Annotated in this window: 13 protein-coding genes; all 13 read right to left on the reverse strand. The window is 37.3% G+C overall.

The annotated features are described in order from the left end of the window. Positions 1 to 18: 18 nt before the first annotated feature. Positions 19 to 1,179, reverse strand: coding sequence for an ADP-forming succinate--CoA ligase subunit beta (gene sucC / locus QRY57_RS18945; protein ID WP_026590313.1), 1,161 nt, complete (start codon positions 1,177 to 1,179; stop codon positions 19 to 21). A gap of 194 nt (positions 1,180 to 1,373) precedes the next feature. Then, positions 1,374 to 2,147, reverse strand: coding sequence for a ribonuclease HII (gene rnhB, locus QRY57_RS18950; protein ID WP_026590312.1), 774 nt, complete (start codon positions 2,145 to 2,147; stop codon positions 1,374 to 1,376). Positions 2,148 to 2,202: 55 nt separating this feature from the next. Further along, complete coding sequence (gene ylqF / locus QRY57_RS18955) at positions 2,203 to 3,066, reverse strand: ribosome biogenesis GTPase YlqF (RefSeq protein WP_286015862.1); 864 nt, start codon at positions 3,064 to 3,066, stop codon at positions 2,203 to 2,205. 22 nt (positions 3,067 to 3,088) lie between these two features. Beyond that, positions 3,089 to 3,640, reverse strand: coding sequence for a signal peptidase I (gene lepB / locus QRY57_RS18960; protein WP_026590310.1), 552 nt, complete (start codon positions 3,638 to 3,640; stop codon positions 3,089 to 3,091). A gap of 101 nt (positions 3,641 to 3,741) precedes the next feature. Then, positions 3,742 to 4,086: a 50S ribosomal protein L19 gene (rplS, locus tag QRY57_RS18965; protein WP_017151244.1), complete on the reverse strand. Its 345-nt coding sequence runs from the start codon at positions 4,084 to 4,086 to the stop codon at positions 3,742 to 3,744. Between the two features lie 147 nt (positions 4,087 to 4,233). Beyond that, complete coding sequence (gene trmD / locus QRY57_RS18970; RefSeq protein WP_026590309.1) at positions 4,234 to 4,968, reverse strand: tRNA (guanosine(37)-N1)-methyltransferase TrmD; 735 nt, start codon at positions 4,966 to 4,968, stop codon at positions 4,234 to 4,236. Then, positions 4,968 to 5,483 (reverse strand): ribosome maturation factor RimM, encoded by a 516-nt coding sequence (gene rimM, locus QRY57_RS18975; RefSeq protein WP_286015863.1) that lies wholly within the window; start codon positions 5,481 to 5,483, stop codon positions 4,968 to 4,970. Before rimM ends, trmD begins: the two co-directional genes overlap by 1 nt. A gap of 120 nt (positions 5,484 to 5,603) precedes the next feature. Beyond that, the gene (locus tag QRY57_RS18980; protein WP_090687110.1) at positions 5,604 to 5,831 is read right to left on the reverse strand and encodes a KH domain-containing protein; all 228 of its coding nucleotides are present in this window, start codon (positions 5,829 to 5,831) and stop codon (positions 5,604 to 5,606) included. A 14-nt stretch (positions 5,832 to 5,845) separates the two neighbouring features. Next, complete coding sequence (rpsP, locus tag QRY57_RS18985) at positions 5,846 to 6,118, reverse strand: 30S ribosomal protein S16 (RefSeq protein ID WP_026590306.1); 273 nt, start codon at positions 6,116 to 6,118, stop codon at positions 5,846 to 5,848. Between the two features lie 101 nt (positions 6,119 to 6,219). Beyond that, on the reverse strand, positions 6,220 to 7,569 hold the full coding sequence (ffh, locus tag QRY57_RS18990; protein ID WP_026590305.1) for a signal recognition particle protein: 1,350 nt from the start codon (positions 7,567 to 7,569) through the stop codon (positions 6,220 to 6,222). 12 nt (positions 7,570 to 7,581) lie between these two features. Further along, the gene (locus tag QRY57_RS18995; RefSeq protein WP_026590304.1) at positions 7,582 to 7,914 is read right to left on the reverse strand and encodes a putative DNA-binding protein; all 333 of its coding nucleotides are present in this window, start codon (positions 7,912 to 7,914) and stop codon (positions 7,582 to 7,584) included. Positions 7,915 to 8,047: 133 nt separating this feature from the next. Beyond that, positions 8,048 to 9,037, reverse strand: a complete 990-nt coding sequence (gene ftsY / locus QRY57_RS19000; protein ID WP_090687111.1) for a signal recognition particle-docking protein FtsY — start codon at positions 9,035 to 9,037, stop codon at positions 8,048 to 8,050. 14 nt (positions 9,038 to 9,051) lie between these two features. Next, on the reverse strand, positions 9,052 to 12,624 hold the full coding sequence (gene smc / locus QRY57_RS19005; RefSeq protein ID WP_286015864.1) for a chromosome segregation protein SMC: 3,573 nt from the start codon (positions 12,622 to 12,624) through the stop codon (positions 9,052 to 9,054). Positions 12,625 to 12,753: the final 129 nt, after the last annotated feature.

Raw genomic sequence — 12,753 nt, forward strand, 5'->3', positions numbered from 1 at the left:
TTTCTCCCCCGCTTTCTATTAGCCCACTAGTGAAACAATTTTTTGTGCACCGTCTGCCATAGATTCTGCTGCAACAATATTTAAACCAGATTCATTTAAAATCTTCTTCCCTAATTCAACATTTGTACCTTCAAGACGAACAACAAGTGGTAATTCAAGACCTACTTGTTTCGTTGCTTCAATAACACCTTCTGCGATTACGTCACATTTCATAATGCCACCAAAAATGTTAACGAAAATACCTTTTACATTTTTGTCAGAAAGAATAATTTTGAAAGCTTCTGTTACTTTTTCAGCTGTAGCACCGCCACCAACATCTAAGAAGTTAGCTGGATCACCATGATAATGTTTAATGATATCCATTGTTGCCATTGCTAACCCTGCACCATTTACCATACAACCAATATTTCCATCTAAAGGAATATAGTTTAAGTCGTATTTAGAAGCTTCGATTTCTTTTGGATCTTCTTCTTCAAGATCACGAAGTTCTAAAATATCTTTATGACGATATAATGCATTAGAATCAAAGTTTAATTTTGCATCTAATGCCATTACTTTCCCGTCACCTGTTGTAACAAGTGGATTGATTTCTGCAATAGAACAATCTTTTTCGATATAAGCACGATATAAGCCCATCATAAACTTCACAGCTTGTCCTACAAGCTCATTTGGAATATTGATGTTAAATGCAATGCGGCGTGCTTGGAAGCCTTGCAGCCCTACTGCTGGATCGATATACTCTTTAAAGATTTTTTCTGGTGTTTTCTCTGCTACTTCTTCAATTTCTGTGCCGCCTTCTTCAGAAGCCATTAGAACAACTTGAGAAGTCGCACGGTCTAAAACTAGACCAACATAATATTCTTTTTTAATATCGCAACCTTCTTCGATAAGTAAGCGTTTTACTTCCTTACCTTCAGGACCTGTTTGATGTGTAACAAGCGTAGTACCTAAAATACTTTCCGCATATGTACGAACTTCATCTAAATTTTTCGCAACTTTTACACCGCCAGCTTTGCCGCGTCCACCAGCGTGAATTTGCGCTTTCACTACACATACATCTGTTCCCAATTCTTTCGCTGCTTCTACAGCTTCTTCTACTGTAAAGGCAACTTTTCCGTTCGGAACGCTAACCCCATAGCTTCTAAGGACTGCCTTACCTTGGTACTCATGGATATTCATGGTCCCATCCTCCCCTGTTTTCCTGTTTTACTCAAAAAGTTTTTTAATGTTTAAAAAACACTACATTGCCATTGTATAAAATGATTGCCACGCTGTCTACAATAAAGTGTCAGAAAACTGAAATCGCTTTATTCTTTTTTGAAAATAGTAATGTTAATATGCGAAAATAAAAAAATAAACTGTGAATTCACAGTTTATTTTTCAATCATATCTTTAATCGGGGCAAATGTTTTTCGGTGTTCTTCTAATACACCATATGTTTCAATCGCTTGTAAGTGTTGTTTCGTTCCATACCCCATATGCTGTTCAAAACCATATTCAGGATGTTCCTTACCTAGCTCCTTCATCATACGATCACGTGTGACTTTCGCAATTATGGAAGCAGCCGAGATAGAAATACTTTTGGCATCTCCTTTAATAATAGACGTTTGTGGAATTTGAGTAGGAAGTTTCATTGCATCAATTAATAAATGATCTGGTGTACATGATAAATTCGCAATCGCATCTAACATTGCTCGTTTTGTTGCTTGATAAATATTTATCTCATCAATAACCTGAGGTGATACAATTCCAACACCAATCGCTATTGCCTTTTCTCTAATTTCATTATAGAAACGCTCACGTTTCGCTTCACTTAGCTTTTTAGAGTCATTTAACCCTGGCACATAGAAATCCTCCGGAAGAACGACAGCAGCCGTAACAACAGGCCCAGCTAGTGGTCCCCTCCCTACTTCATCAATCCCCGCAATATAGGAGAGCCCCCGTTCACGCAATGCTTGTTCATATTTAGACATCTCTAAAAATTGCTCTCTTTCTTTTTGTACCAGTTCTTTTTGTTTATGCCATTTCACAATTAATTTTTGAACACCTTTTCGTTCATCTTGCGTCAACATTTGAAAACGTTCATCTTCTTCATTCGTAATCTCTTGTAGTATACTTTCCACTTCTTGTATCGTAATTTTTTGCATTAGTGTACACTCCTTTTAAACATAACCAAAAAGAAAAGACGCACAAACGCACGTCTTATACCTCTTCTACAAATTCATCTGGTGTTTCAAATGTCATTTTTCCGAGTTTACCACCCCGAAGTTCTCGCAGAACCAGTTCTGATGTTTTATCATAATCAACAAGGCCACCGCCCATTAAACAGCCTCTGTTCTTTCCGATTGCATCAAATAATTCTACAATATCTTCTGGAATTACATTTAATTTATAACGCTCTTGCAAACGTTCTGGGTAATATTTTTCCATAAAGCGAAGTGCATAAACCGCTACATCCTGCAAGTTTAAAATAGAGTCTTTAATTGCACCAGTCGTTGCAAGGCGAAGTCCTACTAACTCATCTTCAAATTTTGGCCATAAAATACCTGGCGTGTCTAACAGTTCCATCTCTTTACCCACTTTAATCCATTGCTGAGCTGTTGTAACACCTGGGCGATCGCCTGTTTTTGCGATGTTTTTCTTGGCTAATTTATTAATTAACGTAGATTTTCCAACGTTCGGAATCCCAACGATTAATGCGCGAATTGCTCTTGGTTTAATCCCTTTCGCAATCATTTTATCAAACTTTTCTTTTACAAGTACTTTACATGCTGCCGTAATTTCTTTCATACCTTGTCCAGCTTGTGCATTAATTGAAATTGCTTTATGACCTTTCTCTTCAAAGTAAGCAATCCATTGCTTAGTTAAACGATCATCTGCCATATCAGCTTTATTTAAAACAACCAATCTTGGTTTATGTGTAATAATTTCATCAATCATCGGATTTCGGGAAGATAAAGGTAAACGCGCATCTACAAGTTCAATTACAACATCGATTAACTTTAACTTCTCTGTTACTTGGCGCCTCGCTTTTGCCATATGCCCTGGAAACCATTGGATTGCCATGTTGCCACCTTCTTTTTCTCATTTATTTCACAATACGTGCATCTTTTAATGGCCAATATAACGTATTCGCTTTCCCAATTACTTGGTCCATCGAAATCGTTCCAATGGTACGACTATCTTTACTAAAACGACGATTGTCACCTAGTACAAATAATTGACCTTTGGGAACTGTTTTTTTACCTGTGATTTCTTCAAGCTTGAAATCATATGTAAGTGGTCCATCAGTAAGTTGTTTTTTCTGCTTGTCTAAATACGGTTCCTCATAAGGTTTTCCGTTAATATAGAGTTTATCATTACGATACTCAATCTCATCGCCTGGTAAGCCGATAACACGTTTAATATAATCTTTTTCCTCTGTCGCTCGGAATACAATGATATCAAAATGCTTCGGTTCTCCAATGTGATAGCCGATTTTATTAACAATCATTCGATCACGGTCATGTAGCGTCGGTGACATTGATACGCCATCTACAAGAATCGGCGCAAAGAAAAACTGCCTAATGACACCAGCCAACACAACAGCAATCAAAATTGCTTTTATCCATTCCCAAAGGGAACTCTTCTCTTTCTTCATGCATTTCCCCTCCACAATTTTGTAAGCTGTTCGTATTATATCAAAATTTCATATAGATTGGAAAAAGGGAGCTTGTGCATTTACAAGCTCCCATACATGTCTTATCGAATTTCTTTAATACGTGCTGCTTTACCGCGAAGGTTACGTAAGTAGTATAACTTAGCACGACGTACTTTACCACGGCGAAGTACTTCGATTTTCGCGATTCTTGGTGTGTGAATTGGGAATGTACGTTCAACACCTACACCGTAAGAAATCTTACGAACTGTGAACGTTTCACTAATTCCGCCACCACGACGTTTAATTACAACACCTTCAAAAAGCTGAATTCTCTCACGAGTACCCTCAACTACTTTTACGTGTACACGTAAAGTGTCACCAGGACGGAATGAAGGTAGGTCAGTTTTTAATTGGCCTTTTGTAATTTCTGCGATTAATTGTTGCATATTCAATTCTCTCCTTTAAACAGATGCTCTTATAAAGTCATTAATAAATTACAGCGGAACATCGTTAATACGGCTACTGCTTTCAGTAGCACAAATGTTATAATAGCATATTGCTAGGCCTGTTGCAATAGAAAATATATGCAGTTGTTATTGTTCTTCTTTAATCTGCTCAAGCCATTTTTCTTCTTGCTTTGACAACTCACGTTCTTCAAGTAAATCCGGTCTACGCGTATATGTGCGGCGCAATGATTCCTTATGACGCCATTCTTCAATATTCTTATGATTTCCTGACATGAGTACATCCGGTACCTTCATACCACGAAAATCGCCTGGACGTGTATAATGTGGATGTTCCAATAAGCCCGTACTAAAAGAATCTTCCACTTGTGAGTTTTGATTTCCAAGCACTCCTGGCAAAAGACGCACAACACTATCCGTAATAACCATAGATGCTAATTCTCCACCCGTTAACACATAATCACCAATAGAAATCTCATCTGTTACAAGATGTTCGCGAATCCGTTCATCATATCCTTCATAATGACCACACACAAAAATAACATGTTCTTCCCCAGCAAGCTCTTCTGCCTTTTTCTGGGTAAATCGTTCTCCTTGCGGGCACATTAATACAACTCTTGGTTTACATTCTGTTTCTTTCGTTAATTCTTCTACAGCATCAAAAATGGGTTGTGGAGTTAAAACCATACCTGCACCTCCGCCGTACGGATAATCATCCACACTGTTATGCTTACTTGTTGTATAGTCACGGAAATTTACAACCCTCAGCTTAACTGCTTCTTTTTCTTGCGCTTTTTTTAAAATTGAAGATCCAAATACACCAGTGAACATATCTGGAAATAATGTTAAAATATCAATTTTCATTATAGCAATCCTTCCATCACATGAATGGTTACTAGTTTATTTTCGATGTTAACTTGCAGTACAACATCATCAATATATGGAATTAAAAGATCTTGTCCTTTTGGACGTTTAATTACCCATACATCATTTGCACCAGGAGATAGAATTTCTTTTATCGACCCTAACGCCTCTCCATCCTCTGTTACAACTTTACAACCAATAATTTCATGGTAATAATACTCACCTTCAGCAAGTTCACCTAATTGATCTTCTGGTACTTTTAATAGAGACCCTTTAAATTTCTCTACCTCGTCCACGTTGTTATATCCTTCAAATGTCAATAAATCAAATGTTTTATGTTGACGATGAGAAGTGATTTTTACCGGAAGCGGTTCCGCTCCTTTATCGCTCCATATGTATAGTGTATTCCCTACCTGATATCGTTCTTCTGGAAAATCAGTACGAGAAATGACACGAATTTCTCCTCTAACACCATGAGTATTTACAATTTTTCCTACGTTAAACCATTTTGTCATAAACAGCATGTCACCCCTGTTTTCTATATAATTTAAGCATCTCCATTCCATATGTAGAACATGCAACTTCTCTTAAAATGTTAAAAAAGGGAGAGGAATAGATCCTCGCCCTTTTCATATTTATTGAATTTCCAGTGTAACTTTTTCATGATTATGATGTCCCACTGAATACAAGAGCATTCGAATTGCTTTCGCAACTCGCCCTTGCTTTCCAATGACTTTTCCAACATCCTCAGGATGTACGGTTAATCGATATTTTATCTCTCCGTTGCAAAGTTCCTGTGTAACCTTTACATCTTCAGGATGATCTACAAGAGGCTTGACGATCGTTACGATTAACCCTTTCATAGCCATTACCTCAATTACTTACCTTGTTTAGATAAGTGGAATTTCTCCATAATGCCTTGGCTAGAGAAAAGATTACGAACTGTATCAGATGGTTTCGCACCGTTTCCTAACCATTTTAATGCTGCTTCTTCGTTGATTTTCACTTCAGCTGGTTGAGCAACTGGATTGTAAGTACCGATTTCCTCGATGAAACGTCCGTCACGAGGAGAACGAGAATCTGCAACAACTACACGATAGAAAGGAGTCTTTTTAGCTCCCATACGTTTTAAACGAATTTTAACTGCCATTTATAAAGCACCTCCGAATTTATTTCACACAGATAATTATATTAGCAAAAAGACTATTGCTTTGTAAAGTATTTTTTCTTAACAGAGCCATCTTTTTTTCCTTACATAAATGGAAACTTCAATCCACCTAGTCCTTTTTTCTTACCTTTTTGCATGCCTGTCATCGTCTTCATCATTTTTTTCATATCTTCAAACTGTTTCAATAGACGATTGATCTCTTGTACGGTTGTACCGCTACCTTTGGCAATGCGTTTTTTACGACTAGCATTGATTATTTCCGGTTGTTCGCGTTCTACTTTTGTCATAGAACGGATAATAGCTTCAATATGCCCAATTTGCTTTTCATCAACTTGTGCATTTTTCAGCCCTTTGATTTTATTTGCACCTGGAAGCATCCCTAGCAATTCATCAAGCGGTCCAAGTTGACGCACTTGTCCAAGTTGCTCAAGGAAATCATCAAGTGTAAACGAAAGCGTACGCATTTTTTGCTCAAGTTCTTTTGCTTTTTCTTCATCAACTGTAGCTTGCGCCTTTTCAATTAATGTTAGAACGTCACCCATCCCTAAAATACGAGATGCCATACGTTCAGGATGGAATGCTTCAAGCGCATCTAACTTTTCGCCCATACCAGCAAATTTAATTGGTGTGTTTGTTACTGCTTTAATAGATAATGCTGCACCACCGCGCGTATCACCATCTAATTTTGTTAATACAACACCTGTTAAACCTAACTGTTCATGAAAGCTTTGTGCAACATTGACCGCATCTTGTCCTGTCATCGCATCGACAACTAGGAAAATTTCATCCGGCTTAGCAACTTCTTTTACTTTCGCTAATTCATCCATTAGTTCTTCATCAATATGCAGACGACCTGCTGTATCGATTAAAACATAATCATGATGATCTTCTTTTGCTTTTGCAATCGCTTGTTTTGCAATTTCAACAGGACTTACTTGATCTCCTAATGAGAATACAGGCATATCCAATTGCTTTCCTAGTGTTTCAAGCTGTTTAATCGCTGCTGGACGGTAAATATCAGCTGCAACAAGCATTGGTTTACGATTATGCTTTTTACGAAGCAAATTCGCAAGTTTACCTGTCGTTGTTGTTTTACCTGCTCCTTGAAGTCCAACCATCATAATAACAGTTGGAGGCTTATTAGCGACAGCAATTTTACTTTGCTCTCCACCCATAAGTTCTGTCAGTTCTTCCTGTACAACTTTAATTACTTGTTGTCCAGGTGTCAAACTCTTCATCACATCTTGTCCGACAGCACGCTCAGACACACGCTTTACAAAATCTTTTACTACTTTAAAGTTAACATCCGCTTCTAAAAGAGCTAGACGAACTTCTCTCATCATTTCTTTTACATCGGCTTCGGAAACTTTTCCTTTGCCGCGGATTTTTTGCATCGTCTGTTGAAGTCGGTCGGCTAATCCCTCAAATGCCATATTGCCGCCCTCCTAATCTAATTTTTCGATAGCTTCAACAACTTGTTTCATTTCTTCATTCACATGCTCTTCTTCGCCGATTAGCTGTTTTAGCTTTGCAACAAGTCGCTTTCGCTCTTGAAACTTTTGAAGTAATACTAATTTCTCTTCATATTCTTCAAGCATCGCTTCAGTCCGTTTAATGTTATCATACACTGCTTGGCGACTCACATCAAATTCTTCCGCAATTTCACCAAGAGATAAATCATCTAAATAATAAAGCGACATATAACTTCTTTGTTTTTGCGTTAACAACGATTGGTAAAAATCAAACAAATAATTCATTCTCGTTGTTTTTTCGAGCATGTTGGATCATCCTTTGTTAAGTGATTTCCCTTTACATGGATTAGTTTACATGGAGTCTAAAAGAGTGTCAAGTTTTTTTCTTAACATCTTATATTTTTTATAAAAAAGAAGCGATAACACCGCTTCTTCCACTTTATATTTCTTCTTTTTCTACTAAATTTGCAAATAAACCATACACATATTGTTCTGGATCAAATTGTTGTAAGTCGTCCATTTGTTCTCCAAGCCCAACAAATTTCACTGGTACGTCCATCTCATTACGAATTGCTAATACAATACCACCTTTAGCCGTTCCGTCTAATTTTGTTAAAACAATACCTGTAACATTTGTTGCTTCACGGAATGTTTTTGCTTGACTTAAACCATTTTGTCCAGTCGTTGCATCAATGACAAGCAATACTTCATGAGGAGCACCTGGAATTTCACGCTCAATGACACGTTTTACTTTTTCTAACTCTTTCATTAAGTTCACTTTATTTTGCAGGCGTCCTGCTGTATCACATAGCAAGACATCTGCTTTACGCGCTTTTGCTGCTTGAACTGCATCATACATAACAGCTGCTGGATCAGAACCAGATCCTTGTTTAATTACTTCCACACCAACACGCTCTCCCCATACTTCTAGCTGTTCAATCGCTCCTGCACGGAACGTATCTCCTGCTGCTAATAGGACAGACTTGCCTTCTGATTTAAACTTATGAGCCATTTTACCAATTGTTGTCGTTTTCCCAACACCATTAACACCAACAAATAAAATAACCGTTAATTGATCTTGTTGCATATTCAGTTCATTACTGAAGTCTTTATCACCTTTGTAAATCCCTACTAATTTTTCAGAAATAACAGCTTGTACTTCTTTTGGATCTTGAATATTACGACGTTGTACTTCTTCCTTCAGCTGATCGATAAGCTCCATTACAGTTGTAATACCAACATCTGCACCAATTAAAATCTCTTCTAATTCTTCAAAGAAATCCTCATCAACTTTACGATAACGATATACTAGATCATTTACTTTATCCGCAAATGAATTTCTTGTTTTTTCTAATCCTTGCTTAAATTTTTCAGTTACAGTATCTGTTTGCTTTGAAATCTTTTCTTTTAATTTTTTAAAGAAACTCATTCTTCTCATCCTTCCTATTCACTTGTAACAAGTTCTTCTTCCCCGTCACCTAAACGAACGGAAACAAGCTTAGAAACACCTGATTCTTGCATTGTCACCCCGTACAGTACATCCGATTCTTCCATCGTACCTTTTCGATGTGTAATAACAATAAACTGCGTTTCATCACTAAACTTTTTCAAATACTGCGCAAAACGAGCTACATTTGCTTCATCAAGCGCCGCTTCAACCTCATCTAGTACACAGAACGGAACAGGTCGCACTTTTAAAATACCAAATAGCAGTGCAATTGCGGTTAAAGCACGTTCTCCACCTGAAAGCAAACCTAGATTTTGTAGTTTCTTACCTGGTGGCTGCGCAACAATATCAATGCCCGTATTTAATAAATCTTCCGGATTTGTCATCACTAAGTCTGCTCTTCCCCCGCCGAACAACTCACAGAAAACGGATTGAAACTCCATACGAATTGCTTGGAATGTAGTAGAGAAACGTTTTTTCATTTCCTCATCCATTTCCATAATAACTTGGTGCAATGTCGCTTTTGCTTCCTCTAAATCGTCTCGCTGTTCTAACAAGAACTCATGTCGTTCCGCTACACGTTCGTACTCCTCAATCGCCCCTAAGTTTACGGTTCCGAGCTCCTCAATAGATAATTTAATTAATTTCACCTTTTTACGCGCATCCTCTGCAGGCATCGTCATTGTATATTTCAGTTTTGCTGCTTCAAATGAAATCGTATACGTTTCGCGTAAATGTTGCAATCTATTTTCTAATTCAACATCGAGACGATTGATTTTCACTTCTTGATCTTTTAAGACCTCAAGAACATATTTATGTCGTCCTTTCGTCTCTTTTACTTCACGCTCTATATGTTCTACCCGTTCTTGAAGAGTCAAACGTTGCTCACGACGAGAACTAATTAATTCCGATGTTTGATTTCGATCGTGTGCTTTCTTTTCAATCATATTCGTAATTTGCTCTTCACCGCTTGAATTGGATGTCATTTCTTGCTTTAAGAACGCTAAATCTTCTTTTGTTTTTACCAATGTTCGCTCTGTTTCTTCTTGTTCTTTCGTTAAACGAGCTACTTTCTCTTTTTGATTAGACAAACGTTGCTGCTGTTCTGCCGCTTGTACTTTTAGCTCCGTCATCTCTGTCTGAACTTTTTCTCTTGAAGAATGCTGCTCACTTTTTTGCTTAGTTAAAGCAATAATTCTTTCATCAAGCTCTGTGATATCTTTTTGAAGCTCTGCTAAAATTCCATCCAACTCTTGTTTTCGCCCTTGCATTTTCACTTGATCTTGTAAAAATCCTTCTATTTCTAAATCATAGATGGATAAACGGTCATTAATACGATGCTCTTCTAGCTCTAGTTGATTAATTTCTTCTTTTAATTTTTGTTCAACGACACGCTCTTGTTCCGCATCGTGACGTAATTCTTTTATCTTAACTTCTTTTTCTTGAATTTCTTGTTTTAACGCTTTAACGAAGTTTTCTAACTTAGAAGTTTTTTCTTCCATTTCAGCAAGTTTCTTGCTCCACTCTTCTAATTCTCGCTGGCGTCCTAATAAGGATGATTTAGCTTGCTTCACAGCTCCACCAGTCATAGAACCGCCTGGATTCACAACATCACCTTCAACCGTTACAATACGGTAACGATATTGCAATTGCTTTGCTAGTTCATTCGCACCTCTTAAATCTTTAGCAACAATGACTGTTCCTAATAAATTTGAAATTATGTTTTCATATCTATTATCGTAATGCACGAGTTCCGCTGCCACACCTACAAACGCTTGATGTTGCTTTACCATGCGTAGTTGTTCAATTGATAACGATCTTCCTTTAACAACTGCCTGCGGTAAAAACGTTGCACGCCCATGACGATTTTGTTTCAAAAAGGCAATTGCCTTGCGGGCATGCTCTTCCGTTTGAACAACAACGTGTTGCATCGCTGCGCCCAGTGCAATCTCCATAGCAACTTCATATTCTTTCGGTACCGTAAGTAGTTCAGCTACCGCACCTTCAATACCTTGAAGCTTGTTTTCACGAGCTTTTAATACTTCACGCACTCCCTGATAGAATCCAGAGTAATCTTCTTGCATCTCTTCTAGCATTTCTTTTCGAGAACGAGCTTGTTGAACAAATTGATATGCTTGATACAATTTTGTTTCATTTTCACTATATTGCGCCTTACATTTTCCAAGTGCCGATTCTGTTTTTTGTATATTTGTAATAACACTTGTAACTTTCTCTTTTACTTGTTCATAACCCTCTACAAGTTTTGCCTTTTTAGCTGTAATTTGCAGGCGCATTTGTACATACTTTTCATTTTCTTCATCAAGGCGTTGATTTTTAGAATTTTGTTGTTTGAATTGTTCCTCAAGCATAGATAGTTCATTACGGTTACTTGCTTGTTGATTTAACAATTCAATATAATCACCTTTTAAATGTTCAATTTGCTCTTCCAGGTCTTCCGCATATGTAGAAAGAAGTTTCTCATTTTCATGTAGCTTCTGTTCTAACTCTTTTACCTGATTCGCAAATTTCATAAGTTCTTCTGTACTTGTTTCTATTTCTCCATCGTAAATCTTAGCTTTCTCTGTCAACTCAATAATTAACTGCTCAAGCTGCGCGCAATGCGTTGTTGCATTTTGCTTTCGTTCCTTTAATAATTCACGCTGACCTTCTAATTTTTCTAACTCTTTACTAGAAAGAAGGAGAACTTCTTGCAAGGAATCTACAGATTCATCAATCGCTTGCAATTGTCCGCGCAATTCCTCGAGCTCTGTTTCACTTTTTTGTAAATGCGTTGACATTTTTACTTCTTCATCTTTATTATGTCCAAACTGCTTTCTAAGCGCTTCCCATTTTTCATGTAATTCTTCAATCTCATATACAATAAGAGCGGCTTCAACTTTTTCTAATTCTTCTTTTTTCTCAAGATAATCTTTCGCAATAGAAGCTTGTCGTTCAAGCGGTTCTACTTGACTACTTAATTCGTGAATAATATCTTGCACACGATTTAAATTTTCTTGTGTTTCTCCTAATTTCCCTTCAGCTTTCTTTTTACGAAGCTTATATTTTAATACGCCTGCCGCTTCTTCAAACACACCACGACGTTCTTCAGATTTACTGCTCAAGATTTCTTCTACTTTCCCTTGGCTAATAATCGAGAAAGCTTCTCGTCCCATACCAGAATCCATAAATAAATCAACAATATCTTTTAGTCGACAAGATTGCTTGTTAATAAAAAAATCACTATCTCCCGAGCGAGTAACACGACGTGTAACACTCACCTCATTATACTCAATTGGTAAACGCTGATCTTCATTATTTAATGTTAATGTTACCTCTGCAACATTAACTGCTTTTCGTGTATCGCTTCCCGCAAAAATAATATCCTCCATTTTTGCACCGCGTAATGATTTTGCAGATTGTTCACCAAGTACCCAGCGAATTGCATCTGTAATATTACTCTTTCCGCTTCCATTGGGACCAACTACAGAGGTTACACCTGGGACGAAATCAACAGATACACGCTCCGCAAAGGATTTAAATCCTACTATTTCTAATCTCTTTAAAAACACGAAAGGCCTTCCCCCTATTCTCCGTTTCCATGGTTTATGTCTGTAAAACCAAGCTACTGTACGGATTCATATTTATTTCTTTATATCGAAATAAAAATAAAGTTTTATTCTATGCACAAGGAATCCCCC

The sequence above is a fragment of the Bacillus arachidis genome, assembly GCF_030285945.1.
GTDB lineage: Bacteria > Bacillota > Bacilli > Bacillales > Bacillaceae_G > Bacillus_A > Bacillus_A arachidis.

What these genes read in the sequence shown, in the direction of transcription:
- sucC (WP_026590313.1), bottom strand. Translation starts at nt 1,179, where the DNA reads ATGAATATCCATGAGTACCAAGGTAAGGCAGTCCTTAGAAGCTATGGG.
- rnhB (WP_026590312.1), bottom strand. Translation starts at nt 2,147, where the DNA reads ATGCAAAAAATTACGATACAAGAAGTGGAAAGTATACTACAAGAGATT.
- ylqF (WP_286015862.1), bottom strand. Translation starts at nt 3,066, where the DNA reads ATGGCAATCCAATGGTTTCCAGGGCATATGGCAAAAGCGAGGCGCCAA.
- lepB (WP_026590310.1), bottom strand. Translation starts at nt 3,640, where the DNA reads ATGAAGAAAGAGAAGAGTTCCCTTTGGGAATGGATAAAAGCAATTTTG.
- rplS (WP_017151244.1), bottom strand. Translation starts at nt 4,086, where the DNA reads ATGCAACAATTAATCGCAGAAATTACAAAAGGCCAATTAAAAACTGAC.
- trmD (WP_026590309.1), bottom strand. Translation starts at nt 4,968, where the DNA reads ATGAAAATTGATATTTTAACATTATTTCCAGATATGTTCACTGGTGTA.
- rimM (WP_286015863.1), bottom strand. Translation starts at nt 5,483, where the DNA reads ATGACAAAATGGTTTAACGTAGGAAAAATTGTAAATACTCATGGTGTT.
- QRY57_RS18980 (WP_090687110.1), bottom strand. Translation starts at nt 5,831, where the DNA reads ATGAAAGGGTTAATCGTAACGATCGTCAAGCCTCTTGTAGATCATCCT.
- rpsP (WP_026590306.1), bottom strand. Translation starts at nt 6,118, where the DNA reads ATGGCAGTTAAAATTCGTTTAAAACGTATGGGAGCTAAAAAGACTCCT.
- ffh (WP_026590305.1), bottom strand. Translation starts at nt 7,569, where the DNA reads ATGGCATTTGAGGGATTAGCCGACCGACTTCAACAGACGATGCAAAAA.
- QRY57_RS18995 (WP_026590304.1), bottom strand. Translation starts at nt 7,914, where the DNA reads ATGCTCGAAAAAACAACGAGAATGAATTATTTGTTTGATTTTTACCAA.
- ftsY (WP_090687111.1), bottom strand. Translation starts at nt 9,037, where the DNA reads ATGAGTTTCTTTAAAAAATTAAAAGAAAAGATTTCAAAGCAAACAGAT.